Source organism: Paenibacillus algorifonticola, from assembly GCF_050481745.1.
Lineage (GTDB): Bacteria > Bacillota > Bacilli > Paenibacillales > Paenibacillaceae > Pristimantibacillus > Pristimantibacillus algorifonticola_A.
Map to the genome: position 1 here is coordinate 103,240 of NZ_JBCNGR010000017.1, position 25,963 is coordinate 129,202.

General features: G+C 50.4%; 27 protein-coding genes, 1 pseudogene and 1 riboswitch. Of the genes and pseudogenes, 25 read left to right on the forward strand and 3 right to left on the reverse strand.

From position 1 onward, the window contains the following. Positions 1–71 precede the first annotated feature (71 nt). A pseudogene (locus tag ABEW34_RS16730) lies at positions 72–828 on the reverse strand (Rpn family recombination-promoting nuclease/putative transposase). 297 nt (positions 829–1,125) lie between these two features. On the opposite strand from ABEW34_RS16730, the gene ABEW34_RS16735 reads away from it, so the two are divergent. From ABEW34_RS16735 to ABEW34_RS16750, 4 genes are all read left to right on the forward strand, one after another. Continuing rightward, positions 1,126–1,959, forward strand: coding sequence for an aldo/keto reductase (locus tag ABEW34_RS16735; protein ID WP_430160310.1), 834 nt, complete (start codon positions 1,126–1,128; stop codon positions 1,957–1,959). A gap of 135 nt (positions 1,960–2,094) precedes the next feature. Beyond that, positions 2,095–2,514 (forward strand): RrF2 family transcriptional regulator, encoded by a 420-nt coding sequence (locus tag ABEW34_RS16740; protein WP_430160311.1) that lies wholly within the window; start codon positions 2,095–2,097, stop codon positions 2,512–2,514. A gap of 67 nt (positions 2,515–2,581) precedes the next feature. Next, positions 2,582–2,893: a thioredoxin gene (gene trxA, locus ABEW34_RS16745; protein ID WP_056036730.1), complete on the forward strand. Its 312-nt coding sequence runs from the start codon at positions 2,582–2,584 to the stop codon at positions 2,891–2,893. Between the two features lie 205 nt (positions 2,894–3,098). Continuing rightward, positions 3,099–5,447 carry an S-layer homology domain-containing protein gene (locus ABEW34_RS16750; protein ID WP_430160312.1) on the forward strand — a complete coding sequence of 783 codons (2,349 nt, stop codon included), beginning with the start codon at positions 3,099–3,101 and terminating at the stop codon, positions 5,445–5,447. 149 nt (positions 5,448–5,596) lie between these two features. Here the strand turns inward: ABEW34_RS16750 and ABEW34_RS16755 are convergent, their stop codons facing one another. Next, on the reverse strand, positions 5,597–5,740 hold the full coding sequence (locus ABEW34_RS16755) for a hypothetical protein (RefSeq protein ID WP_430160313.1): 144 nt from the start codon (positions 5,738–5,740) through the stop codon (positions 5,597–5,599). A 191-nt stretch (positions 5,741–5,931) separates the two neighbouring features. Further along, positions 5,932–6,354: a macro domain-containing protein gene (locus ABEW34_RS16760; RefSeq protein ID WP_430160314.1), complete on the reverse strand. Its 423-nt coding sequence runs from the start codon at positions 6,352–6,354 to the stop codon at positions 5,932–5,934. Between the two features lie 284 nt (positions 6,355–6,638). On the opposite strand from ABEW34_RS16760, the gene ychF reads away from it, so the two are divergent. From ychF to atpG, 21 genes are all read left to right on the forward strand, one after another. Beyond that, positions 6,639–7,739 carry a redox-regulated ATPase YchF gene (gene ychF, locus ABEW34_RS16765; protein WP_430160315.1) on the forward strand — a complete coding sequence of 367 codons (1,101 nt, stop codon included), beginning with the start codon at positions 6,639–6,641 and terminating at the stop codon, positions 7,737–7,739. 189 nt (positions 7,740–7,928) lie between these two features. Next, on the forward strand, positions 7,929–8,999 hold the full coding sequence (gene prfA / locus ABEW34_RS16770) for a peptide chain release factor 1 (RefSeq protein ID WP_046231406.1): 1,071 nt from the start codon (positions 7,929–7,931) through the stop codon (positions 8,997–8,999). 152 nt (positions 9,000–9,151) lie between these two features. Further along, a complete protein-coding gene (locus ABEW34_RS16775; protein ID WP_430160316.1) occupies positions 9,152–10,237 on the forward strand; it encodes a N5-glutamine methyltransferase family protein in 1,086 nt (361 codons plus the stop codon). A gap of 226 nt (positions 10,238–10,463) precedes the next feature. After that, positions 10,464–11,216 (forward strand): stage II sporulation protein R, encoded by a 753-nt coding sequence (gene spoIIR / locus ABEW34_RS16780; protein ID WP_430160317.1) that lies wholly within the window; start codon positions 10,464–10,466, stop codon positions 11,214–11,216. 420 nt (positions 11,217–11,636) lie between these two features. Beyond that, the gene (locus ABEW34_RS16785; protein ID WP_430160318.1) at positions 11,637–12,710 is read left to right on the forward strand and encodes an L-threonylcarbamoyladenylate synthase; all 1,074 of its coding nucleotides are present in this window, start codon (positions 11,637–11,639) and stop codon (positions 12,708–12,710) included. 236 nt (positions 12,711–12,946) lie between these two features. After that, positions 12,947–13,492, forward strand: a complete 546-nt coding sequence (locus ABEW34_RS16790) for a manganese efflux pump MntP family protein (RefSeq protein ID WP_430160452.1) — start codon at positions 12,947–12,949, stop codon at positions 13,490–13,492. A gap of 226 nt (positions 13,493–13,718) precedes the next feature. Continuing rightward, entirely contained in the window at positions 13,719–14,297 is a 579-nt protein-coding gene (locus ABEW34_RS16795; protein WP_430160319.1) for a low molecular weight protein arginine phosphatase, read from the forward strand. A 97-nt stretch (positions 14,298–14,394) separates the two neighbouring features. Continuing rightward, positions 14,395–14,475: riboswitch (ZMP/ZTP riboswitch) on the forward strand. A gap of 154 nt (positions 14,476–14,629) precedes the next feature. Next, the gene (gene rpiB / locus ABEW34_RS16800; RefSeq protein WP_056036754.1) at positions 14,630–15,082 is read left to right on the forward strand and encodes a ribose 5-phosphate isomerase B; all 453 of its coding nucleotides are present in this window, start codon (positions 14,630–14,632) and stop codon (positions 15,080–15,082) included. A gap of 75 nt (positions 15,083–15,157) precedes the next feature. Beyond that, the gene (locus tag ABEW34_RS16805; RefSeq protein ID WP_430160320.1) at positions 15,158–15,781 is read left to right on the forward strand and encodes a TIGR01440 family protein; all 624 of its coding nucleotides are present in this window, start codon (positions 15,158–15,160) and stop codon (positions 15,779–15,781) included. Between the two features lie 131 nt (positions 15,782–15,912). Then, on the forward strand, positions 15,913–17,160 hold the full coding sequence (glyA, locus tag ABEW34_RS16810) for a serine hydroxymethyltransferase (RefSeq protein WP_172455458.1): 1,248 nt from the start codon (positions 15,913–15,915) through the stop codon (positions 17,158–17,160). Positions 17,161–17,356: 196 nt separating this feature from the next. Then, a complete protein-coding gene (locus tag ABEW34_RS16815; RefSeq protein WP_430160321.1) occupies positions 17,357–18,463 on the forward strand; it encodes a hypothetical protein in 1,107 nt (368 codons plus the stop codon). A 122-nt stretch (positions 18,464–18,585) separates the two neighbouring features. Beyond that, positions 18,586–19,215, forward strand: a complete 630-nt coding sequence (gene upp / locus ABEW34_RS16820; protein ID WP_430160322.1) for a uracil phosphoribosyltransferase — start codon at positions 18,586–18,588, stop codon at positions 19,213–19,215. A 39-nt stretch (positions 19,216–19,254) separates the two neighbouring features. Beyond that, positions 19,255–20,403: a non-hydrolyzing UDP-N-acetylglucosamine 2-epimerase gene (wecB, locus tag ABEW34_RS16825; protein ID WP_430160323.1), complete on the forward strand. Its 1,149-nt coding sequence runs from the start codon at positions 19,255–19,257 to the stop codon at positions 20,401–20,403. Positions 20,404–20,592: 189 nt separating this feature from the next. Then, positions 20,593–20,826 (forward strand): AtpZ/AtpI family protein, encoded by a 234-nt coding sequence (locus tag ABEW34_RS16830; protein WP_099518189.1) that lies wholly within the window; start codon positions 20,593–20,595, stop codon positions 20,824–20,826. Then, positions 20,819–21,187: an ATP synthase subunit I gene (locus ABEW34_RS16835; protein ID WP_430160324.1), complete on the forward strand. Its 369-nt coding sequence runs from the start codon at positions 20,819–20,821 to the stop codon at positions 21,185–21,187. The genes ABEW34_RS16830 and ABEW34_RS16835 overlap by 8 nt, the downstream gene beginning before the upstream one ends. A 22-nt stretch (positions 21,188–21,209) precedes the next feature. Beyond that, positions 21,210–21,968 carry a F0F1 ATP synthase subunit A gene (gene atpB, locus ABEW34_RS16840; RefSeq protein ID WP_430160325.1) on the forward strand — a complete coding sequence of 253 codons (759 nt, stop codon included), beginning with the start codon at positions 21,210–21,212 and terminating at the stop codon, positions 21,966–21,968. Between the two features lie 84 nt (positions 21,969–22,052). Continuing rightward, entirely contained in the window at positions 22,053–22,265 is a 213-nt protein-coding gene (atpE, locus tag ABEW34_RS16845) for a F0F1 ATP synthase subunit C (protein WP_046231324.1), read from the forward strand. 89 nt (positions 22,266–22,354) lie between these two features. Beyond that, entirely contained in the window at positions 22,355–22,837 is a 483-nt protein-coding gene (gene atpF, locus ABEW34_RS16850) for a F0F1 ATP synthase subunit B (RefSeq protein ID WP_056036774.1), read from the forward strand. Then, complete coding sequence (locus ABEW34_RS16855) at positions 22,834–23,382, forward strand: F0F1 ATP synthase subunit delta (RefSeq protein WP_430160326.1); 549 nt, start codon at positions 22,834–22,836, stop codon at positions 23,380–23,382. The genes atpF and ABEW34_RS16855 overlap by 4 nt, the downstream gene beginning before the upstream one ends. A 15-nt stretch (positions 23,383–23,397) precedes the next feature. Beyond that, positions 23,398–24,912 carry a F0F1 ATP synthase subunit alpha gene (gene atpA, locus ABEW34_RS16860; protein ID WP_046231327.1) on the forward strand — a complete coding sequence of 505 codons (1,515 nt, stop codon included), beginning with the start codon at positions 23,398–23,400 and terminating at the stop codon, positions 24,910–24,912. Between the two features lie 158 nt (positions 24,913–25,070). Beyond that, positions 25,071–25,934 carry an ATP synthase F1 subunit gamma gene (atpG, locus tag ABEW34_RS16865; RefSeq protein WP_099518193.1) on the forward strand — a complete coding sequence of 288 codons (864 nt, stop codon included), beginning with the start codon at positions 25,071–25,073 and terminating at the stop codon, positions 25,932–25,934. Positions 25,935–25,963 lie beyond the last annotated feature (29 nt).

Below are 25,963 nucleotides of genomic sequence, written 5' to 3' on the forward strand. Positions count from 1 at the left end.
TTAAATGAAAGAGCGGCAAGCCCCACCACTTATTTGGATGGGCATGCCGCTTTTTTTTGGTAATCGTAAAATTAGCGTTCGTGGCGTTTTTGTTTCATGTTTAAGATTTCTGACTCAGTAAGACCGGATGCTTTAGCAATAATATGCGCTTCAACTCCAAGAGCTATAAGCTCGGAAGCGATTTCGATTGCTTTTTTTCGCTCGCCGCGGGCTTCCCCTTCTGCTAAAGCACCTTCAATCATGGAAGCCTCATCATGCAAATACTTTTGCCTATCCTCATACAACCGGCGCGCTTCTGTATCCTGACTAAGAAACTCAAGTGTATTCATAGCTTTCTTTAATACAGGATCATTCATGGTGAGCACCTCCCAATTGGATTTATTCGTACTCTTTAGAAACAGCAGCCAATTGACCAATCCTCCATTTTCAACAGGTACTGCGAGGTCATCTAGCTTAGGCAATTCTAAAAAATGCAGTTCTATATCATCGATTAGGGAAATGCCACTGCGATCTTCTCGAAGATGAAACACGTTATGATACTGTTCGTTAGGCAAAAATGAGTAATTAAGAATATTTATTGAACAGCTGCATTTCAACATTAATTAATTCACCTTCGGCAGTTTTGCCCCGAATATCCAAGATCGATTGTTTGTCTCGTGGAGCATCTTTTTCTGTATAGGGATTGAGAAGAGTGATTTCCGTTAATGGTGGCTTCCCTGCTTCTGTAAAGGTCCGGTTGAGGAAGGCAAGCAATACATCCCGGTTCTCTTCGCTACCAAAAATGCGTTTAAACAAGAAGTCATTTCGAGGATTAAGCAATTCCGCCATCAATAATCAACTCCGTTCGATACGTTAATATCTATTATATCACGTTGCGACAGGCTAGAGACATTATCATCCCTTCAGTCACAGGAATAGGTTGACCCACCCGTCTTTTGTTGTTACTATTTTGTGGAAAATAGTTTTACTGCAATCGTTCATCACTTTTCTCAAGGTGAAACGGCTGTCGCCGTCCTTTTGCGGCGCGGCGCGGCGCGGCTCGTTTCAGTCCGAGAAATATAAGCGTATTTATAGGTGTGAAACTTATAAATGCTTATATTTTCAAAAAGAACAGGAGGAACAAAGATGACTAAAGCTGCAATAAGCACGGAAGTAACGACGCTGAATAACGGGGTGCAAATGCCGCGTCTGGGGCTTGGCGTATACTTGTCGAAAGAAGGCGATGAGGTTGAGCACGCTGTGCGTTACGCCATAGAAGCTGGGTATCGCAGCATCGATACGGCAAGCGCTTACAACAATGAAACGGGTGTAGGCCGTGCAATTGCCGAGAGTGGGGTTGCAAGGGACGAGCTGTTCATTACGACGAAGGTATGGAACCGGGACCAAGGCTATGAGTCGACACTGCAAGCATTCGAAGCTAGCCGCAAGCGTCTAGGGCTGGATATCATAGATTTGTATTTAGTGCATTGGCCGGTGACGGGCAAGTTTACGGAAACGTATCGCGCGCTGGAAAAGCTTTATAAGGATGGTTACGTTCGGGCGATTGGCGTGAGCAATTTTCTGCTGCCGCATTTCGACGAACTGCTGCCAGGCTGCGAAATTAAGCCGATGGTTAATCAGGTGGAGTTCCATCCGCTGCTGACACAGCCGGAGCTGCAAAGCTTCTGCCGCGAGCAGGGCATCCAGCTTGAGGCTTGGAGCCCGCTCATGCAAGGGAATTTAGATGTGCCGCTGCTTCAGGAGCTGGCTGGCAAATACGGCAAAAGCCCGGCGCAAGTCGTCATCCGCTGGGATCTGCAAAAAGGCGTCATTACGATTCCGAAATCCGTTCGAAAAGAACGTATTATCGAAAATGGCGATGTGTTTGATTTTGAATTGACGGAAGCGGAGGTTGCGGCGATTGATGGGCTAAATGAAGGCCGTCGCTATGGCTCCAACCCGATGAATTTCAATTTTTAAAGGTAGCTTGGTTGGCTCGTGCATAATAGATGAAGAGTCATCGCATCCTAATGTTGAATATTAGAGGGAACGGACTATTGACAGTTTGAACTGTAATTGATAAAATTACAGTACTAAACAGGGAGGCCGTTCACATTGAACAGCGAATTTACAATTGCCGTACACAGTCTTGTATATTTAGCTCATTTGCCGGAAAACATGGCGAGCAGCGAAATGATTGCCATCAACGTAGGCACTCATTCAGCCCGCGTTCGCAAGGTGATGAGCGGCTTGCGCCGCAGCGGTTATGTGGATACGCGCGAAGGATCGGGAGGCGGCTATCGGCTGACGATTGATCCGAGTGTAGTAACACTTGCCGATGTTTACCGAGTGATGGCGCAAGGTTCGCTTATTCCAAGCTGGTGCTCGGGCGATCCGGGCATGGAGTGCGTCGTCGGCTCCAATATGAACCAGGTGATGTTCCGGATTTTTTGTGAGGCAGAGAAGCAACTGGAATCGCATTTCAGTCACACGACCATTCAGGATGTGCTTGGCCAGATTCATGCGTGTGAATAGGCGGCTGATTATAAAGACGGTGTGAGGGGTATTCCCTTAGCATACACAACTGGAGAGGATGATTGAAATGGCAGTAGCATTAACGAAAGACAACTTTTCATCTAACGTAGAGAGCGGCGTATCTCTGGTGGATTTCTGGGCACCTTGGTGCGGACCTTGCAAAATGCAGCTTCCAATCGTTGAAGAATTGGCAACTGAGCTTGCAGGCCAAGCTACAATTGCAAAAATCAATGTCGATGAAGAGCCTGAACTGGCTTCGCAATTCGGCGTAATGAGCATTCCAACCCTTATTTTGTTCAAAGACGGACAGCCCGTTGACAAAATGGTAGGTCTGCAAAGCAAAGATGCTTTGAAAGCAAAAATCAGCAATCAACTGTAAGACCTTTGGTCGCACATTGATTCAATGAAGGGAAGCTGCATCGCCGATGGTTCATCGGTGTGCGGCTTCTTTTTTTGTATAGGGGAACGAAAGGTTGGCAGCTCCGCTTACGCTTGGGCAAATTATTCTTCAAAATGACGCAACTTCCCTCAAAGCTTGGGCGTCTATAGGATATTCAGGAATGTATTGGAGGGGGAAGCAGGAGATGGGAAGCAAACAACGGTTGATTGCATTTGTTGCGCTAGTTGCGATAACAAGCAGTGTGCCTACCGCCGCTTTTGCAAACGGAGCGAAGGTGACGATTGATCGCCAGACTACTTTGGCAGACAGTATTTCCGGGGAGGGTTCAATGGATTCTGCGGTGAATGTATCGGTTTCGAAGGATAAGGCAGAGAAGCTGGCGCGCGAGCGAGTGAGCATTCCGAAGGAATATACGCTGCAGGGCGCGTCTTTAGCTGTCAGTGTGCTGGCACAGGGCAAACGTAATGTATGGGGGCTTGATTTCGTCAAGAAAGTAAACGGCAAGCATAAGGGCAGCATTTATGTTCAAATTGATGCTGACGGCGGCCAGTTGCTGTCCTTTAGTTCCTATATAGACAATCCTAGCTCCAAGCCAACGTATCCGCTCAAGGTAGAGCGTTCGGCAGCCCAAGATATTGCTGTCTCCTTCATGAAGCAAATTGCAGCAGATTATGTAGGGCAGGTGCGCTACAATCCCGAATACGGAGCACAGGTGCTTCCCCCACTGACAGGTGAGGTTGTTCATAAAATCCGCTATGACCGAATCGTTAACGACATTCCTTATGTAGACAACTATATTGAACTCGATGTGGACAGTGAAGGCCATATTACCAATTATAAATTGCAATGGGACGACACGCTGCAGTTTCCAAAAGCAGACTCGCGCATTACGCTAGCCCAGGCCAATGCGAAGCTTCGTGAGCTTTCCCAGCCAGAGCTGCAATATATTGTGCCGTATAGTCCAGAGGGGCAGCGCACCCCTCTGCTTAGCTATGAGATGGGCGGCCTGGCAGTGAATGCTCTAGACGGCTCGCTTATTAAAAAGTTATACGATCAGAAAAGCAGCGTATCTGAAACGCCAATTGCGCCGGAAGCGCTCGGCGAAGCGCTGAAAGTGGGCAATTTGACGGATAAACAGGCAGTTGCACTCGTAGAGTCTGCTTTCAAGCTGCCAACAGGCGCTGTGCTTTCTAATACGAGCTACAATGAGTACAGCGACGATACAACAGGTCATAACGAATCGTATTGGAATCTCAATTGGACGACGAAAAGCGGAGCCAGAGAGACGGGCTCTGTATCGGCGACCGTGGATAGCAAGACTGGTATTATTCGGAGCTATTATGCCTATGCCTACGATGGCGGGGATACCTCGGTGAAGCCTTCCCTGACCTACGAGCAGGCGGAGAAAATCGCAACAGATATGGTGAAAAAGCAGCTTCCTTGGGCAGCAGCCCAGCTGTACGTTGTAAAGCCCGATCCGACGAAGTACAGCGAGGCGCCTGCCGGAACGATTAATTCCTATTACGTTTCTTTTGTTCGCAAAATTCAGGGAGCAACCGTGTCCTATGATCGGGTCAATGTCAATGTAGATGCCCGGACAAATGAAGTGACGATGTATGACGCCCAGCTTGCTTCCTTCAACTATCCTGCGGAAGCGCCGAAGGTCATTGAGAAATCAGAAGCGATTGAAAAGTGGCTCACCTACTATCGTACAGAGCTGACTTATTATGTAGAGCGGGAATATTCCCTGCAAGGCCAGCCTATTCCTATTGATAAATATAACCTAATGCTGGCTGCTGGTGAACTGGATTCTGAACAAGTGGACAGCAAGACGGATGTGAAGCTGGTCTACCGTCTTGTTCCGGCTGCCATTGATGAATCTGTGTTTCTGGATGCCAAAAGCGGGCAATGGCGGAATCGCGAAAGTGGAGAGGTTACGGCGCTCGAGAAGCCTAAAGCGCTAGATGTAGAAGGCCACTGGGCACAGCGTCAGTTAGAGCTGATGGTTGCCTACAAGGCGCTGGATGTGAAGGATGGCAAGGTTCGTCCTAATGCGATTGTGACACGCGGTGAATTGATTAAAATGCTCGTGCTTGCCATGAACAGCGGGCGTGGTCCGAAAGTGATGGCGAATGCTGAATCAGCAAGCGCGGCTTTTAATGATGTGGCAGCGGGGTCAGGTTATTATGTTTATGTCCAGAGCGCGCTTGAGCAAAACCTCATTGATATTGGCGATGGCACCTTTAATCCGGCGGGCGAGGTAGACCGTGAGGAAATGGCCGAGCTGATCGTGCGGGCATTGGGCTACAATACGCTGGCGGATTATGACCAGCTGTTTAATATTAATTTTAAGGATGCGGACAAAACAGAGAAAAAAGGCCAGGCGGCCATCGTGGTCGGCCTGAACATTATGTCACTGTCGGACGGTAGCTTCCTTCCGGAGCGTAAAGTGACGCGAGCAGAGGCAGCGACGGCATTTTTCCGCTACCTGCAGACGCGAGCGGATTTGAAGGAAGCGCCGATTCGCAACTAAGGGCTAAAAGGCTATCCCTTGCTCAGCAATTCGAGGCATAGCCTAAGGGCGGCAATGAACAACGGAAGAGCCTTCGGCCAGGCAGTTAAGTGGCTGGAGGCTCTTCCGTATGCTTTTTTTACTGGAAGAAAAGAGGGGTTTAGGGATGGTTAGTCGGTTTTTTCCTTCTTGTCTGTGAAGTTGGATACGGATTTCGTATCCTTAATGTTATCGTTTACGAATGCCATGTCCTGATTTTTCGCATGCATCTTCGTTGTGCCTTTGTAATTGCCTTTATGAGTGTTGTTTTCCACGGCGCTTCACCTCCTGACTGCGGGTAACCCCAGCTTTAGTATGGCCGAAGTGTTCTGAAGCATGCGTGAAAAAACGACGCGAGGGAGCTATGAAACGGAAATGTACAAGCATAATTATGTAAAAATCATAAATTCAATTGTATATTCGCTGCTTGTCTTTTTGTGGCTCTTTAGCTGCGTTGCCGTAAAGGTTACAAGGTGCATACAACGATCTCGATTTCTGTGTCTGCAAAAACATTTTTAATGATTTCTCTGACTTGCCCCCATTGCAGCTTATCGAGCCCGCAGCCGATTTGGGGCATGGCTAGCTGGGCAATGCCCTCTTGCAAGCAAATGTCCCTCATGGATACGATGGCTTGGGTGAGCGTTTGATAGGTGGGCTTGTGAAAATATTTTGTTTTTGTAACTAAATTCAAAGCTCTGTCGATTTTATAGCAGGTTCCTACAGCTAATGGGCTATTGTCAGCCATATTTTGCAGGGATTTGAGTTTAAAATGTTTACGGAATAAAACAGCGATCCCAGCGGCCATTTTGGCATCGGCAGAAATACAATGGGCTAGGCAATAGGTTTCTGGCATCGTAAATAAGTCCTTTTTCATTTCGGTAAAATGCATCAAACGTCACTCCTCTGCTCTGATTTTATCACAAGGTCAAAGTGGGTGGGGAGCAACCAGCGGAAATCAGACAAAAGCTATGGGAAGAAATAAACAGCAAATATGAATTTGAATACGGATTCTAATTTAAAGCTCTTGCTCAAACACTGGTTGGATTGGAGTGTATTAACACCCCAGTCTGGGCTTTTTGCTATGCGGGTAAGCGAACTCACCCTTTTATTGTTTATACGCATCGGGTATAATGACGAGAGCTTGTTACTTCGGAAAATGGGGTGTCTTTACGCATGGCTTTAAAAGCTGGTATCGTAGGCTTGCCGAATGTCGGCAAATCGACTTTGTTTAATGCAATTACGCAAGCGGGTGCTGAATCCGCTAACTATCCTTTTTGTACAATTGATCCTAACGTTGGTGTTGTAGAGGTGCCGGACCCGCGTATGAATAGGCTCGTTGAGCTTGTAGTGCCGAAAAGCATCGTGCCTACAGCATTTGAGTTTGTTGATATTGCCGGTCTGGTAGCGGGCGCGAGCAAGGGCGAAGGACTTGGCAACAAGTTTTTGGCACATATCCGTGAAGTCGATGCGATTGTTCATGTTGTTCGCTGCTTCCAAGACGAGAATATTACGCATGTAGCGGGCAAAATCGACCCGATCGACGATATTCAGACGATTAATCTGGAGCTGATTTTGGCGGATATTGATTCCGTTGATAAAAAGATCGAGCGCTCCCGCAAAAATCTCAAGGGCGGCGACAAAAAAGTTGTGCAAGAGGTTGAAGTGCTTGAGCGTGTGAAAGAGGCGCTCTACAATGATAGGCCAGCGCGCAGTCTGGAGCTGTCCGATGATGAGAAGCTGCTCATTCGCGATCTGCATTTGCTGACTATGAAGCCTGTACTTTATGCAGCCAATGTGAGCGAAGCTGAGGTTGCTGACACGGACAATAACGAATTCGTTAATAAAGTTCGCGAGTTCGCTGCTGCTGAAAATGCAGAAGTGGTACCTATTTCCGCGCGCGTTGAGGAAGAAATTGCCGAGCTGGAAGGCGAAGACAAGGCAATGTTCCTTGAGGAGCTTGGTCTTGCGGAGTCGGGACTTAACCGTCTGATTCGTGCGGCGTACAAGCTGCTTGGCCTTTATACGTATTTTACTGCAGGCGTGCAGGAGGTTCGCGCTTGGACGATTCGCAGCGGAACGAAAGCGCCGCAGGCAGCTGGCGTTATTCATACGGATTTTGAGCGTGGCTTTATTCGCGCCGAGATTGTATCGTTTGACGATTTGTCTGCTGCAGGTTCGATGAACGTGGCGAAAGAGCGTGGCCAGGTTCGCCTGGAAGGCAAAGATTATGTCGTAAAAGACGGCGATGTTATACATTTCCGTTTTAACGTTTAGATTTTTCACGGAAGAGGGAGCTTTCGATCTGCTATTTAAGCGGATTCGGAGGCTCCTTCGTCTAGGTATGCGAACTTTATTAGCGGAAAAGTAGAAAACTGGGCGAGGCGGCAGTAATTCGCTTGTCGATAGAATGCTGCGCATATGTTATAATGGAGTATCAAAGTGTGATAACAGAGGTGAATGATGGTGTTGGACCGTTTACAAGCACTGGCTGACCGTTACGAGAAGTTGAGTGAGCTGCTGTGTGATCCAGATGTAGCAAGTGATCCGAAGCGTCTGCGGGAATATTCCAAGGAGCAGTCCGATCTGCAACAATCTTATGAAGCTTATACTGAATATAAACAAGTGTCGGAGCAGCTGGACGATGCGAAGGTTATGCAGGGCGAGAAGCTGGATGATGAAATGCGCGAGATGGTCAAGATGGAGATTGATGAGCTGTCTGACCGCAAGGAAGAGCTGGAAGAGAAAATTAAAATTTTGCTTCTGCCGAAAGATCCGAACGATGACAAAAACGTTATCGTGGAAATTCGCGGCGCTGCTGGCGGCGATGAAGCGGCTTTATTCGCTTACGAGCTGTACCGCATGTACACGAAGTTTGCGGATACGCAAGGCTGGCGTGTAGAGCTGATGGATTTTAATGAAAATGACTTGGGCGGCTTTAAAGAGGTTATTTTCATGATTACGGGCAAAGGCGCCTACAGCAAGCTGAAATTCGAGAGCGGCGCTCATCGGGTACAGCGTATTCCAGTAACGGAGTCAGGCGGTCGTATTCATACGTCCACTTCAACCGTTTCGGTTATGCCGGAGGTTGAGGAAGTGGAAGTTGAGATTTTTGACAAGGATATCCGGGTTGATACATTCTGCTCCAGCGGCGCTGGCGGCCAGTCGGTTAATACGACAAAATCCGCTGTCCGCGTGCTTCACGTACCAACGGGCATTATGGCAACTTGCCAAGACGGCAAATCGCAAAATGAGAACAAAGCCAAAGCGCTGCAAGTATTGCGTGCGCGTATTGTCGATGTACAGCGTCAAGAGGAAGAAGCGAAATATGCCGGCGAGCGTAAAAGCAAAGTCGGAACGGGCGACCGCAGTGAGCGGATTCGCACGTATAATTTCCCTCAGAGCCGCGTGACGGATCACCGTATTGGTCTTACGCTGCACAAGCTTGATTCAGTTATGAACGGCGACATGGCGGAAATCATTTCGTCGCTTACGATTGCTGAGCAAGCCGACATTATGGAGAGAGAACTGAACTAACTGAAGTGCTTTCCCAAGTGAGCTGCCAGATCAGGCATGCTGCGTGAAGAGGCAGGGTTTTCGAGCATCTGTGCTTGGAGACCCTGCCTTTTATGCGGCTATGTGTTTTATTGACGGGTATTTTGGGAAGTAAAGGAAGGGACGTTGGATACATGGGCGACAATAGCAAGGAGTGGCAGGTTTTGCTGCCTTGTACCATTAGAGAAGCCTGCTTGCAGGCTTCTTCGTTTTTGGCGGGGCAGGGCGTTGAGGAGCCGCGCAATAATGCTGAGCTGCTGCTGCTGCATCTGCTGGGCATCGGGCGCATGGAGCTGCTGCGCGACGGGGGCGATCCTTTTCCGAGCGAGCTGGCTCCGGCATGGGACGAGCTCACTCGGCGAAAAGGAAGCGGCGAGCCGGTGCAATATATCATCGGAGAGCAGTGGTTCTACAGTAGGCCATTTGCGGTTACGCCGGCCGTGCTGATTCCGCGGCCCGAGACGGAGCTGCTCGTCGAGGCAGTGCTTGAGGCGGCGGATCGCCTGTGGCCGGAATCGGCACAGGCGGAAGCGGAGGACGCGCCAGCGGAAGGTGCGTCCGGGGCGGGGCTTGCCGCTGCGAGCAATAGCGCCAGCGAGCAGGCGGAGCAGGAGGAAGGGTCAGCGATAACGGCTGACTCGGCTAAAGGTTTGGCTGCGCGGCCGACGGTGCTTGACGTCGGCACGGGCAGCGGCGCCATCGGCGTGACGCTGGCTGCGCTGCGTCCGCTCTGGCGCGTATGCGCGTCCGATCTTTCGCCGGACGCGCTGGCTGTCGCCCGCACGAATGCGGCCCGCCATGGAGCGGCGGGCCGCATGGCGTTCGTGCAGGGCGACCTGCTGGCGCCGTTCCTCGGAACGGGCGGCGCCGCCGCAGACCAGGCACCCGGCGCGGCAGACCTCCGCGTCGATGTGCTGGTGTCCAATCCGCCGTATATACCGGCGGATGACCTCCCGGGCTTGCAGCGCGAAGTGCGGGATTTCGAGCCGCATCTCGCGCTGGATGGCGGAGCGGACGGGCTGAACCCGTACCGCAGCATGGTAGAGCAGCTCCCGCTGCTGAGGCAAATGCCGCGCATCGTCGCTTTCGAGCTGGGCATGGGCCAAGCGGAAGCGGTGGCGGAGCTTTTAAGGGGAGCGGGAGAGTGGGACGAGGTACGGACGATTACGGATTATGGCGGCATTGACCGCCATGTTATAGCGGTTCGTACTAACGGCTAGGCAGGATGAGCAATCTCCCCTTGTGAAGCATTTATTTTCCTTACTGTTCTTTTATTTCTCGGACTGAATCTCGCGGCCAAAGGACGGAGACAACCCTTTACGCTTGTCTATTAAAATTTAATAGTTTTGACGTTTATAGAACGGGAATCGCGGACATACTTACGGATAGATACGTTCCGGAACGCAAGCAGAGGTACCGACGGGTGCCATCGAGAGGAGCTTGTGTATGTCCCGCAATTATTCCCGTATTTCTTATCGTAGATCCGTCGTTCTTATTATGGTGGTGCTTGCTGTACTTGTGATGAGCTGGGAGCTGCAAAAGGTAGATGCTGCTGTAGCTGGCAGTCATATTCCGGAGGAGTCTATCAGGCTCCGTATATTGGCTAATTCCGACGCTCCTGCCGATCAGACAGTTAAACGTGTCGTTCGTGATGCTGTGGTCGAGGCAATGAACGGCTGGGTAACTGGGCCGCAGACGATAGAAGAAGCTCGTGCCACGATGCGTCTGCATATGGGCGAGATGGAGCTTTTGGTTGGCAAAGTATTGAGCAGCCGGGGTTTTGATTATGCGTTTCACATTGAGCTTGGCCAAGTTCCTTTCCCTACTAAAATGTACGGAAGTGAAGTATATCCTGCGGGCAACTACGAAGCGCTGCTCATTACGTTAGGCGAAGGCAAGGGGCAAAACTGGTGGTGCGTGCTGTTCCCGCCATTGTGCTTCATCGACGCAGCTTCCGGCGAAGCGGTAGCCGCCGATGGCGAAGTGGAGGCAGCAAACGCAGCTAGCAAGGCAGAAGCGAAAGAAGCGAAAGCTTCAGTAGAGGAGGCTTCTGTACAGAAAGAAAATACCGGCGAGGTTGTCCATGCCAAGCAAGATTCTGCTCCCAGCAAAGCGGCAGGCGAAGCGCCGGAAGCGAAGTTTTTCCTTTGGGAAATGCTGCAAAAGCTGATTGCTTGGGTGCAAAGCTTGTTCGCCTAGGGTGAGTATGCAAGCCAGCTCCATACTCTTCGTTTCAGGGTTTTACTCCCTGTACAAAGTTAGATATGGCGGACACTGCAGCCGCTATTTTAACAGAATTACGGATTAAGGCATAGGTCGCGGACTCAGGAGCAGCTAATGCGATGCCACTAGCCATTTTGACGACAAAATGAGGATGAAATGAGCGCCCCGAGCTCCCGAACTATCAAGCTCCCAGGCTGCTATGAGGTCTTAGCAACAAGGGTCTCATCTACAGGCGGTCTTCGTAACAAACAGCAGCTAATAGCCAGGTTTGAGCCAGTGAGCATCCGCGGGCTGCGGTTATGCTGCTGGCTCCGTTTTATCCAACCGTATGGTATACTAATGGGAGTATACAGACTAGAAGGATGACTATAACAGAGCAAGGATTGAAGGATAGAGATGACTACGACGAAGGTATGGCGAATAACGGACGAAAATGCGGAGGCTTCTATCGCGGAAGCGGCAGAACTGCTTCGCCGTGGAGAGCTGGTTGCTTTCCCGACGGAGACGGTATACGGGCTTGGTGCTGATGCTCGCAGCCCGGAGGCAGTGGCGAAGATTTTCCAGGCCAAAGGCCGCCCCTCCGATAATCCGCTTATTGTTCACATCGCAACAATATCGCAGCTTGATGAGCTGGTGCTTCCTTATTCGACACTTGCAAAGCAATTGATGGAGCAGCTGTGGCCGGGACCGCTTACGCTTGTGCTTCCCGTTCAGCCGGGAGCGGTGTCGCCGCTTGTGACGGCTGGCTTATCCACTGTTGGTGTTCGGATGCCTTCCCACCCGGTGGCGATGCGCCTCCTTGCAGCTGCTGGCTGTCCAGTTGCTGCGCCGAGCGCTAATCGTTCAGGCAGGCCAAGCCCTACGCTCGCCGAGCATGTGGCAGAAGACCTCAGCGGCCGGGTTAGCGGCATTGTCGATGGCGGCGCTACAGGCATCGGCCTTGAATCGACCGTTATTGAACTGACGGGCGAACAGGCATTTCGCATTTTGCGCCCAGGCGGTGTAACGGTGGAGCAGCTGCGCAATGCGGTGCCGCAAGCGGAGATTGACGCTCCTGCGGAAGCCGAGTCGGCAGTGGAGGAGCTATCTGCACCACGTTCGCCAGGCATGAAATATACGCATTATGCACCGAAGGGCGAGCTTAGCGTCGTACAAGGAAGCTCAGCCGCCAAGCGTGTTGCTTATATGCAGGAGCAGGTGTCACAGGCTGCGAACGCCGGACTGAAAGCAGGCGTTCTTGTATTCGATGAACAGGTCGCTGCGATGGGGGACGGCTCCGCTCTCGTGCTGACCTATGGAAGCGGGCAGAAGCTGGAGCAGGCTGCGCATCGCCTGTATGCAGCGTTGCGGCAGTTTGATGCTGCTGGCGTTCAGCGAATTTGGGCAGAAGGCTGCGAGCCAGATGGTATCGGAGCCGCACTTATGAATCGGCTGCTCAAGGCAGCCGGTCATCGCACGCATCAGGTATAAGACAAGACCAGTTTAAGCCGGCGAACTATTTTTCACTAGAAAATGGAAGCCCGTGCCTGTCAAATCGTTCATGCGGTTTTTTGACTCAGGTTTTGCGGTTTGCCTGGCGCCTTACAAGGGTAAGAATATCTCCAAGACTGATTAAACAAGCTATAGTATGTTTGTCCCCATTCCCGCATATGTTGGGTTAAGAAGGTTTGCGGACGCGGGGGGAGATCATTTTGTGGGGTAGCCATATGCTTGGAGGGCAATTTGTTACACTGCTGCTTATGGCAGTTGCGCTTGGCATGGATGCTTTTTCGCTAGGAATTGGAATTGGGCTGCGCGGTATTCGCTGGCTCCATATAATAAGATTAAGTGCTATTATCGGTATATTTCATATTATTATGCCGCTTGGGGGCATGTACGCTGGGGGATTCGTCAGCGACTTGCTTGGTCATGTAGCGACTGCGGCTGCTGGCGTGCTGCTGGTGCTGCTCGGCGGGCATATGATTTATAGCTCCTTGCGGGGAGAAGATGTGCAAGCCTTTGATCACCGAACGATTTGGGGAACGATGCTGTTCGCGCTGGGCGTCAGCGCCGATTCTTTCTCTGTTGGCGTAACGCTCGGCATGTTTGCAGCCGATTTGCTGTTGACGGTGCTGTTGTTTGGTTTTTTTGGCAGCCTGATGTCTATTATGGGACTGCTGCTAGGGCAAAGGGTCAGCCATAAGCTGGGCGGCTACGGCGAAGCATGCGGCGGCTCGGTGCTGCTGGTGTTCGGTTTAATGTTTATTTTCTGAAAATATAATAATTTATAAGTTTACATGTATAAATAGACTTATGTTTTATCGCGAAACGGAAGCTTTGCCGCCAAAGGACGGCGACAGCCGTTTACGCTTGAAATATAAGAATTTATAAGTTGGACATCTATAAATACGCTTATATTTCTCGGACTGAAACGAGCTGCACCGCCAGAGGACAAGGGCAGCCGTTTCACCTTGGTACACATAGAAAGGGGTATGCGGCGTGAAGCGCATTTTGTTCATTTGTACGGGAAATACTTGTCGTTCTCCGATGGCGGAGGCGATGCTGAAAAATATGGCGAGCCAGCAAGGCGTAGCGGTTGAGGTGCGTTCGGCAGGCATTTCAACGATTGACGGTTTGGCCGTTTCCGGCCATGCGACAGAGGTGCTGCGCGGTTATGGCATTGAACAACAGAGCTCTTCGTGCGCGCTGACAGGAGAAGCGGTAAAATGGGCCGACCTCGTGCTGACGATGACCGCCAGCCACAAAAGAGGACTGCTCCAATGGTTTCCTGAAGCCGTTGACAAAGCGCATACGCTCAAAGAGTATGTCAATCAAGATACGGGCGTCCTGGCAGACATTAGGGAGCTGGAGCGGCTGTATACGGAGCTGCACATGAAGCAGACGCTGGGACAGCAGCTGACGGATGGCGAACGCAATCGTCTGCTGGAGCTGGAGCGCCGTATACCAAGCTTTGATATTATAGATCCGTTTGGCGGAACACTTGGAAATTACAGAAGCTGCGCTGAGGAAATTCATAGCTGCTTGCAGCAGCTGCTCTTGCGGTTAAAGCAGGAATAAGCGGTTGACTGCGGCAGTGCAAATGGAAAAGCACGAATTTAGGCGCGGAACCGATTGATTTTTCACTAAAATTCGGCTATGATGGGTACAGATATACGGTTTCCGATGTGACTGGCGACGGAAGTGGGTAACCACGGTGGAGCATCGGAACATACGGCCGGTCGCCTGGGCAAAGAGCAGCATGCTGAAGAGCATGTCATGCTCTTTTTTCGTCTTTTGGGACAAATTTAGGTATAATAAAAGCGTCGAATTGCGGAAGCGGAGTTCATGTGCCGGGCGCCGCAAGCATCATTGCAAGTGCAGCATCGTCATACTTTGGAGGAGGTTTATACGTGAAAATTGCCATTGGCGCGGATCATGCCGGCTACCGGCTGAAGGACGAAATTGTACCATTTCTGCTATCGCTTGGACACGAAATTGAAGATTTCGGTTGTGACTGCAATCAATCGGTCGATTACCCGGATTATGCACTGCCTGTAGCAGAAAAGGTGGCAAACGGGGAAGTAGATCGCGGTATTCTCATTTGCGGAACAGGCATTGGCATGTCGATTGCGGCTAATAAGGTTAAAGGCATCCGCTGCGCGCTGGTGCACGATTTATTTTCCGCCAAAGCGACGCGCGAGCATAATGATACGAATGTGATTGCCCTTGGCGAGCGGGTCATTGGCCCGGGCGTTGCACAGGAAATTCTTCGTATTTGGCTGGACACGCCATTCTCCGGCGGAGAACGTCATGCGGGACGCATTCATAAAGTAGGCCAAATCGAGCAAAAATATAACGCTTAAGCTAAAAGAGCATGTAAAAAGGCTTTGTTCCATGCTTGTATGGATACGGTTAGTTAGACAAGGAGGCCGCCTGCTATGGAAGCAAACGAAGAAACGATAGCGATAGCAAGCGCAGTAGAGACCATTGTTCGCGAGCTTGCGGCAGCGGGCAGCCTGCGGGCTGGACAGCTTCTCGTCATCGGCACGAGCACGAGCGAGGTGCTGGGCCGGCGTATTGGGACGTCGGGCACGCCCCAAACTGCTGCGGAAATTTACGCTGGAGTAGAGGCTGTGCGCCGCGATATTGGTTTTTATCCGGTGTATCAATGCTGCGAGCATTTGAACCGTGCGCTCGTTATCGAGCGTGCAGCGGCTGAACGCTACGGACTAGAGCAGGTAGCGGCAATTCCCGTTCCGAAGGCGGGCGGCTCCATGGCGGCTTATGCGTATCGGCACATCAACGATGCCTGTCTCGTCGAGACGGTAGCCGCGCATGCAGGAATAGATATCGGCGATACTTTCATCGGTATGCATTTGCGCAGAGTGGCGGTTCCGGTGCGGCCTTCGATTCGCAGCATTGGCGAGGCGCATGTCACGATGGCGGTTACGCGGCCAAAGCTTATTGGCGGTGTACGTGCGGTGTATGAGCTGGACGGTGTGGCAGACAGCCGTGATGCTGTTGTCTTGACCCCGGAGCAATCAGCTGGGACTTGCGATTAGTCGCAAGCATTCTATAAAGATTTTATTATTGGCGGATGGAGCATGCAACCCGTAGAACAAGTATCTGACGAGCCTATCATGCTTAATCCTTATCTATATAACAAGCACACACAACTAAGGAGGCATTTATAATGGAAAATCTACGTAAACAAGATCCGGAAGTTTTGAAAGCAATGGGACTGGAATTGCAGCGTCAACGCGATAACATCGAGCTAATCGCATCGGAAAATATCGTAAGCGAAGCTGTACTTGAAGCATTGGGTTCTGCTTTGACGAACAAATATGCTGAAGGCTACCCAGGCAAACGTTTCTACGGCGGCTGTGAGCATGTCGACATCGTGGAAGACATCGCACGCGATCGTGCAAAAGAACTGTTTGGCGCAGACCATGCCAACGTACAACCGCATTCCGGCGCACAAGCGAACATGGCTGTTTATTTGGCGGCGCTTAAGCCTGGCGACACGGTACTGGGCATGAATTTGGCTCATGGCGGCCACTTGACGCACGGCAGTCCGGTTAACGCTTCCGGCTTGCTTTACAATTTTGTAGCTTACGGTGTAAATGAAGATTCCTTCACGATTGATTATGAAGAAGTTCGCAAAGCGGCATTCAAGCATCGCCCTCGCATGATCGTAGCTGGTGCATCTGCGTACCCGCGCATTATTGATTTCGAAAAAATGGCTAAAATCGCCAACGATGTAGGCGCGCTATTTTTCGTAGATATGGCTCATATTGCAGGCCTTGTAGCTGCTGGTCTTCACCCAAGCCCAGTGCCTCATGCGCATTTCGTTACAACGACAACGCACAAAACGCTTCGCGGTCCTCGCGGCGGCTTGATCTTGTGCCGTAAAGAGTGGGCAGCTGCAATCGACAAAGCGGTATTCCCAGGCACACAAGGCGGTCCTTTGATGCACGTTATTGCTGCTAAAGCAGTGGCACTGGGCGAAGCTTTGCAGCCATCGTTCAAGACGTATGCGCAAAACGTTGTGAAAAATGCGGCGGTTCTTTCCGATACACTCGTTGCAGCAGGCATTAACATCGTATCCGGCGGCACAGACAACCACCTAATGCTGATCGACACGCGTTCCCTGAACATCACAGGCAAAGAAGCGGAGCACGTATTGGATTCAATCGGTATTACAGCTAACAAAAACGCGATTCCTTTCGATCCAACGAGCCCGTTCATTACTAGCGGTATCCGTCTTGGAACGCCAGCTGCCACTTCGCGCGGCATGGATGAGAAGGCGATGAAAGTAATCGGCGAAGTGATCGCTGTTACGCTGAAAAATCCGAAGGATGAGGCAACGCTGGAAAAATCCCGCCAAATCGTTCGCGATCTGACTGCGCAATACCCGCTTTATCCAGAATTGAAATACTAATTTTTAACTTTTGATAAAATGCTGCATAGGGCTTCGGCCCCTATGCGGCATTTTTGCGTGTATACAAGCGTTTGAAGGTGCCGTCACACTACTGAAAGGAATTTTTGTTCATTTATGGTAAATATAATATGCAGAAATTCCATTCCGCATGCTACAATAGTACAGACAATGCTGAATGGAAGGTGATGGTACAGCCATGAGTAATACGATTCTTCTCGTTCTGATTTACGTTGTAATTATCGTAATTGTAATTGTAATCGCAACCCGAGCCAAGCGTTCGCGAAAAAGAAATGATACTGGCCATTCGCCGGGCAAGCGAAGCCTGTCTTTAGCCTCATGGCCGGCTGAGGAGCCGCCGCTTGCATTAGGCGTGCCTTACGAGCATCCTGCCCGTCCAGCTGCTGAACGTCTTGAGGCCGCCCTTACGAATGACTTTGAAAGCCGGATTAAGGACCGCGTGCTCAAGCAGCTGCCGAGCCTGTCCGATAAGGAATGGAAATGGACCTTCTTCGAGCTGAAGCGCTTCTTCCTAATGTGCGGCCTGCTGCGCGGCGTGCCGATGTATAGCAGCAGGGCAGATGTCATTTGGCATGAAATGCTTATGTTTACACGGGAGTACGAGCAGTTTTGCACCGCCTTCTGCGGCGGGCTGATTCATCATGCCCCGCATGCCGAAAATGAGCGCCCGAATGTCGATGGCCGGGCCTGGTTTGACTGGGTATACGGCGAGCTTTTTCAGCAAACGCCGGCAAGCGGACGGGTGTGGGGCGCATTTTTCAAGACGCCGCTTCCTCGCAATTGGACGGATGAGTTTGCCGGGCAAACGGAGCAGGCGCTAACGGAAAAATGGTTTAATGCCAAATCAGCGGCAGCATACACCGATATGCAGAAGACGATCGATTATTTGCTGTGGCGCTTGAAATCGCAGCTTCATAATAGCGATGAGCAAGTTAAGCCTTACCCGGTGGGCGCTTCTTCCTCCTGGAAGGGCGGCTATGATCCGGTAGTTGGAGCGACAGGGATGCTGTCTGGCATGCTCATATTCCATTCGGTGTCCGCTTCTTCGCCTGATGACTTTGCCGAGCAAATGAATGCAGCTCAGACTAAGGCTCAAAGAGAGGCAAATGGCAGCGGGTCCTCGACATACGGCTGTGACGGCTTGGGCTCCACACATGATCGTCATGATTCTAACGGGGATCATGATAGCGGTGGCCATGATAGTGGCAGCGATTCATCCAGCTCCTGCGGAGGCTCTAGTGGAGGAGACGGCGGGGGAGGCTGTGGCGGTGGGTGCAGCAGCTAAAAACGGACGATTTTTCAAAGTGAAAAATCACAGGATGCAACAGGCCTTTTACAATGCTATAATATACGGGATTGTGTCTACTGATACAGAAATAAGTTATCACACAGGAGGAATAACGCTCCATGAGCAAATTGGTCATCTGCGACCATCCGTTAATCCAGCATAAGCTGACCTTTATTCGAAATAAAGATACGAATACGAAAGATTTTCGGGAACTGGTTGATGAAGTAGCAACATTAATGGCATATGAAATTACAAGGGACATCCCGCTTGAAACGATTACGGTACAGACGCCGGTTGCCGAGACGTCATCGAAGGTCGTATCGGGACGCATGCTGGGACTTGTTCCGATTTTGCGCGCCGGCCTTGGCATGGTAGAGGGTATTTTGAAGCTTATTCCTGCTGCAAAGGTTGGCCATATCGGCTTGTTCCGCGATCATGAAACGCTGCAGCCAACGGAATATTATATCAACCTGCCGACGGATGCTCCGAATCGCCTGCTCGTTGTTGTAGATCCGATGCTGGCGACTGGCGGCTCCGCTATCGCGGCTATTACTGCGCTCAAAAAACGCGACTGCGAGCATATTAAGCTGATGTGTCTCATTGCTGCGCCTGAAGGCGTAAAAGCGGTACAGGAAGCGCACCCGGACATCGATATTTATATTGCTGCGCTGGATGAGTGTCTGAACGAGAAAGGCTATATTGTTCCAGGTCTTGGCGACGCGGGCGACCGCATGTTCGGCACTAATTAGCGCCTGCCTGGCGCAAGCAGATTATAGGAGTGAATTGTTTTGTCCAAATTAAAAGTAATGACTATTTTCGGTACGCGCCCGGAGGCAGTTAAAATGGCGCCGCTTGTTCTTGAACTGAACAAGCACTCGGACGATATTGAATCCATCGTCTGCGTAACTGCGCAGCACCGTCATATGCTCGATCAGGTGCTGGATTTTTTTGAAATCCAACCAAATTATGATTTGAATGTGATGAAGGACCGCCAGACGCTAACGGAAACGACCGTGCGCGTTTTGGAGGGCCTTGATCCGATTTTGGCGGAGGCTAAGCCGGATATCGTGCTTGTCCATGGCGACACGCAGACGACGTTCCTTGCCAGCTACGCGGCTTTCCTGAAGCAAATTCAGGTTGGTCATGTCGAAGCAGGTCTTCGCACTTGGAATAAGCTGTCCCCGTACCCGGAAGAGATGAACCGCCAGCTTGCAGGCGTATTGTCCGATGTGCATTTTGCCCCAACCTCTTGGTCGGCAAGCAATTTGCTCAAGGAGAACAAGTCGGAGTCGACCATTTATGTAACGGGCAATACGGCAACGGACGTATTCCAGTACACGGTTGATCCTTCCTTTGCTCATCCGGTTATCGACTGGGCGAAGGGCAAACGGATGATTTTGATGACAGCGCACCGCCGCGAGTCGCTGGGCGAGCCGCATCGCAATATTTTCCGTGCGGTAAAACGCATTGCCGATGAGCATGAAGATGTAGCCATAGTGTATGCCGTTCACCCGAACCCGGCCGTCAAAGAGCCGGCAACGGAAATTCTTGGCGGACATCCGCGCATTCAGCTTATCGATCCGCTGGATGTGTTCGAATTCCACAATTTTTATCCACATGCCTATATGATTTTGACCGATTCCGGCGGCTTGCAGGAGGAAGCTCCTTCGTTTGGAGTGCCAACGCTGGTGCTGCGCGATACAACAGAGCGTCCTGAGGGCATTGAGGCGGGTACGCTTGAGCTTGTGGGTACGGATGAAGAGGTTGTTTACAGCCGGGCAAGCGCCTTGCTGAATGATGCTTCCTTGTATGAAAAGATGAGCCATGCGGCAAATCCGTACGGTGATGGACAAGCTTCGACACGTATCGTGCAAGCTTTGCTGCATCATTTTGGAAGAAATGCTGAGCGTCCCGATCCGTTCACACAACGTTCATAGTTTACACATGGACTTATAAATAGCGGCGCAATGCACAGCATACAGTTGTACTGTATGGTTTTGTCGGCTCTGAGGGCTTGATTTGACTGGCTTTTGGGCAATCTGTACAGTAAAACTATACAGGATTATCAATTGACAAACCTTGCGCCGCTTGGATAAAATAAATGAGGATTGACAGGGGTATGGGCCATGGATAAAAAGAACAGAAGAGACAATCCGCTGTTTGCCGCAGGTCTTGTCGGCGGACTCGGACTGCAAGTCGCTATTTGTATCTTTTTAGGGTACTTTCTCGGATCGTCGCTCGGTGAACGCTTTGGCGGAGGTTCGGGTTGGACGGTTGGAGGCATACTGGTCGGTCTGGCTGTCGGTCTTCTCTCAGGCATTCTGCTTGTGAAGAAGGTAATGGAGGATGCCGATGGATAAAATAATGAACACTGCAGTAAGGTCACTGCTGTTCGCGATGGGTGTATGTCTGCTTGTCTGGGCGTTTATGCCGAACTGGCGAACAGTCGCACTCGGTCTTCTACTGGGACTTGCAGCGAGTTTCATGAATGCGTTTTTACTGAGGCGCAGAGTGGAAATGATTACGCTTAAAGCAGCAGGAGGAACCTCTCGCAGAATGGGTATGGGACTTGGAAGTCGCATCGCTATGGTGCTGCTGGTTGCCATGGTTGCTTATCGCTTTCCGGAAGACTTCAGCATGCCAGCCGCATTAATTGGCTGTATGGTTATGCCTTTTATTCTTCTGGTAGCAGCTTATATTCATAATAGAAATAAACTTTAGTGGAAAGGGGTGAGAATTTTACATGCATGAATTTCCGGTGTGGCAGCTCGGATCGCTACAGATCGACATTTCAACGTTTATTGCGATAACGGTTTCCGCCATTATCACCTTTGTTGTGGCGAGACTTGCTGTGCGCAATTTATCGGTGGACAACCCTTCCAAGATGCAAAACTTTTTGGAGTGGGCCGTCGAATTTGTTCACAATCTGATTTCCAGCGCAATGCCGCTTAACCGCGTCAAGCCTTTCATTTCCTTGGGTATGACGTTGATTATGTTTATTTTCATCTCCAACCTGCTTGGTTTGCCTTTCGGTATCGTGACAGATGTCCATCACGCTTATCCAGCACTAGGTATTACAGAGGAGCTGCTTCAGGAGAAGGGTGGACATTTGGAGCTGGCTTGGTGGAAATCGCCAACGGCTGACCTTTCCGTAACGGCTGGTCTGGCGCTGATCGTATTCATACTCGTGCATTATCTGGGCGTGAGAATGAACAGCAAGCATTACGTGAAACATTATTTCCATCCGTTCCCAATTTTTCTGCCGATCAACTTGATCGAGACAATCTCGAAGCCAGTAACTTTGGCACTGCGGCTATTCGCCAACATTTATGCGGGCGAAGTGCTGATCTCGACCATATTGATGCTGGGGGTTATCGGAACTCCGTTCCTCGCCGCTTGGCAAGCATTCAGTATCTTTGTCGGTGCGATTCAGGCCTTCTTGTTCACTATGCTTACGATGGTGTACATTTCACAGGCTGCAATTCACGAGGAAGACCATTAATTTAAGCTTTATGCCTGGGATTTAATTACCCCTAGGTCAGCAATACAAAACCAAAACGAGATATTATTGAGGAGGATTTTTAAAATGGAAGTATTGGCAGCAGCATTGGCAGTTGGTTTGGCCGCAATTGGCGCAGGTGTAGGTAACGGTATGATCGTCAGCAAAACAGTTGAAGGTATCGCTCGTCAGCCTGAGCTTCAAGGCAAACTGCAAACAACAATGTTTATCGGTGTAGGTATCGTCGAAGTTGTGCCGATTATCGGCGTAGTTATCGGCTTCCTTGCATTCTTTAGCTAATTAAAAACACGTATCTGGCGGGGAAGGCCTAGCCCTCTTCGCCTTCGTTGTGATTTAGACAATTTTGTGGTAGGAAAGGAGTGTCTTTAATGGGATGGCATTGGGAATCGACAGTATATGCGATAGTAGCTTTTCTAGTATTGTACTGGTTGCTGAACAAGTACGCATTCGGTCCGCTGCTCAGCGTTATGGAGAAACGGAGACAACTCGTGCTTGAACAGATGAATACAGCTGAATCCAGCCGTAAGCAAGCTGAGCAGCAAATGGTCGAGCAGAAAGCGGCTCTTGAGCAGGCGCGTAAAGAGGCTTACGAGATTATTGAGCAATCAAGAGTGACAAGCAGCAAGCAAGCCGATGAGATTGTGAACACGGCTAAGACAGAAGCGTCGCGCTTGAAAGATGATGCTCTTAAAGACATCGAAAGCGAGAAAAACAAGGCAATTGCAGCCCTTCGTTCTGAAGTTGGCGGCATCTCCGTTCAAATCGCTTCTAAAATCATTGAGAAGCAAGTTGATGAGAAATCGCAAGAGCAGCTTGTTAATCAATACCTGAAAGAAGTAAGCGGCAAATGAGCCGGGACGCAGCGGTAGCGAAGCGCTACGCCAAAGCGTTGTTCGAGCTTGCACAGCAAGGCGGCATTATTTCTGAGGTAGAGCAGCAGCTGCAAGCTATTGCACAAACGCTTGGAGAAGATTTGGAAATCCAAAAGTTTCTAAGTTATCCGAATATCGATGCTTCGAAGAAGCTGGCCGTTCTTAAAGCCGCTTTCGGTGGAAGTATTTCCGAATTGCTGCTGAATACGCTGGAGCTGGTTTTTGTGCGCGGGCGTCAGGAGCTAATTGTGGAAATCTACGAAGCATTTACAAAAATCGCAGGCGATGTGCTTAAGCAAGCGCATGCGACGGTATATACAGCTCGTCTTTTGAATGACGCGGAACTGGCAGAGGTTGCAGCACAGTTTGGCGGATTGACAGGCAAAACTATTATTGCTGAGCAAGTCGTAGAGCCTGCCCTTCTAGGTGGAGTGAAGGTCCGCATTGGCGACCGCCTTTACGATGGCAGCTTGTCCGGCAAGCTTGAACGGTTAGAAAAACAGTTAAAATCTAAAGCACTGTAGATAGGGGTGAGCGAATTGAGTATCAGACCTGATGAAATCAGCACGCTGATTAAGCAGCAGATCGAACAATATAAATCCGAAATTCAAGTCGTGGATGTTGGCACCGTTATTAGCATCGGTGACGGTATCGCTCGCGTTCATGGTTTGGAAAATGCGATGCAAGGCGAATTGCTCGAATTCTCCAACGGTGTTGTCGGCATGGCATTGAACCTTGAAGAAAGCAACGTCGGTGTCGTTATTCTCGGTCCTTACAAGGACATTCGTGAAGGCGATCAAGTAAAACGTACAGGCCGTATTATGGAAGTTCCAGTTGGCGAAGAGCTGCTGGGCCGCGTCGTGAACCCGCTTGGACAGCCGCTCGACGGCAAAGGTCCAATCAACACGAAGCATTCCCGTCCGGTTGAATCTCCAGCTCCAGGCGTTATCGACCGTAAATCGGTTCATGAGCCTATGCAAACAGGTATTAAAGCGATCGACGCAATGGTTCCAGTTGGCCGTGGTCAACGTGAGCTTATTATCGGCGACCGTCAAACAGGTAAAACAGCTATTGCGATTGATGCGATCATCAACCAAAAAGGCAACGGCGTAAAATGTATTTATGTCGCTGTCGGCCAAAAGCAATCCACTGTTGCTAACGTTGTAGAAACCCTTCGCCGTCACGGCGCTTTGGAATATACAATCGTTGTAACTGCGGGCGCTTCCGAGCCAGCTCCACTCTTGTTCCTGGCTCCTTATGCAGGCTGCTCGATGGGCGAATACTTCATGTACAAAGGCGAGCATGTACTCGTTATTTACGATGATTTGTCGAAACAAGCGGCAGCATACCGTGAGCTTTCCTTGCTGCTTCGCCGTCCACCGGGTCGGGAAGCTTACCCAGGTGACGTATTCTATCTTCACTCCCGTTTGCTTGAGCGCGCAGCTAAGCTGAGCGATGCAAGAGGCGGCGGTTCCTTGACTGCCCTTCCTTTCATCGAGACACAAGCTTCTGACGTATCGGCTTACATCCCGACGAACGTTATCTCGATCACTGACGGTCAAATCTTCCTGGAAGCGGATCTGTTCTACTCTGGTCAACGTCCAGCGGTTAACGTTGGTATCTCGGTATCCCGTGTCGGCGGTTCCGCACAAATTAAAGCGATGAAAAAGGTTGCCGGTACGCTCCGTCTTGACCTTGCGGCTTACCGTGAGCTTCAAGCGTTCTCGCAATTCGGTTCCGACCTTGATAAATCAACGCTTGCCCGTCTGAACCGTGGTGCTCGCACAATGGAAATCCTGAAACAAGGCGTTAACCAGCCGATGCCGGTTGAGAAGCAAGTTATCTCGATCTACTCCGCGGTTAAAGGTCATTTGGATGAAATTCCGGTTGCCGACATTTTGCGCTTTGAGAAAGAATTCCTGGCGTTCCTCGATTCCAATCACCCGGAAATCGGCAATTCGATCCGTGATACGAAGGATCTGGTTGCTGACAACGAGAAAGCCCTTGTTGATGCGATCAACAAATTTAAGAAAAGCTTTGCCGTAACGGCTTAATTTTGGAACTTGCGAGGAACGATAGGTTCCTCTCAGTTCTTATATATGCTGCTCGTACCAATCATTAGGCTTCGCAGCCATCCCTTATAGCTTGCGCGGCACTATATCCGAGCTTGCGTACAGGAAAGCTGCGAGGCAACAAAGGCGGGTGAAACCAAATGGCTAAAGGTATGCGCGATATTAAACGCGAAATCAAGAGTAAACAAAATACGAAGCAGATTACGAAGGCGATGGAAATGGTCGCAGCTTCCAGGCTGAGAAGAGCGCAGGAAGCTGCACAGGCATCCCGTCCGTATTCAGAGAAGCTGAAGGAAGTTGTGGCTAGCATCGCTGCTGGTACGAAAGACGTTAAGCACCCGATGCTGGAAACCCGTCCGATCAAAAAGACAGGTTATCTTGTCATCACGTCTGATCGTGGTCTGGCAGGCGGCTACAACGCCAATGTGCTTCGTAAGGTAACGGACACGATTCGCACCAAGCATAAGTCGAACGATGATTTCGTATTGTTCGTCATCGGCAAGAAGGGCCGGGATTATTTCCGCCGCCGCAATATGCCGATCGTAGAAGAAGTAACGGGACTTCCGGATGCTCCTACGTTTGCAGATATCAAGATCGTAGCTTCGACAGCCGTTCAGAAATTTGCCGACGGCACTTTTGACGAGCTGTACGTGTATTACAATAAATTCGTTAATGCCATTACCCAAATTCCTACGGAAATGCGCCTGCTGCCGCTTGATTCGGTAGATGGAAGCGCAGCTTCTACAGCAGCGTACGAATACGAGCCATCGCCGGAAGGCGTGCTGGAGGCATTGCTGCCTAAATATGCGGAGACGCTTATTTACAGCGCATTGCTGGACGGCAAGGCAAGTGAGTTCGGTGCCAGGATGACGGCTATGGGCAGTGCGACGAAAAATGCGACGAAGATGATCAGCGGTTTGACGCTTACGTACAACCGTGCTCGTCAAGCGGCAATCACACAGGAAATTTCCGAGATCGTTGCAGGAGCAAATGCTCAATCTTAGGTAACACACTACGCTAGCAGAAGCCCTGA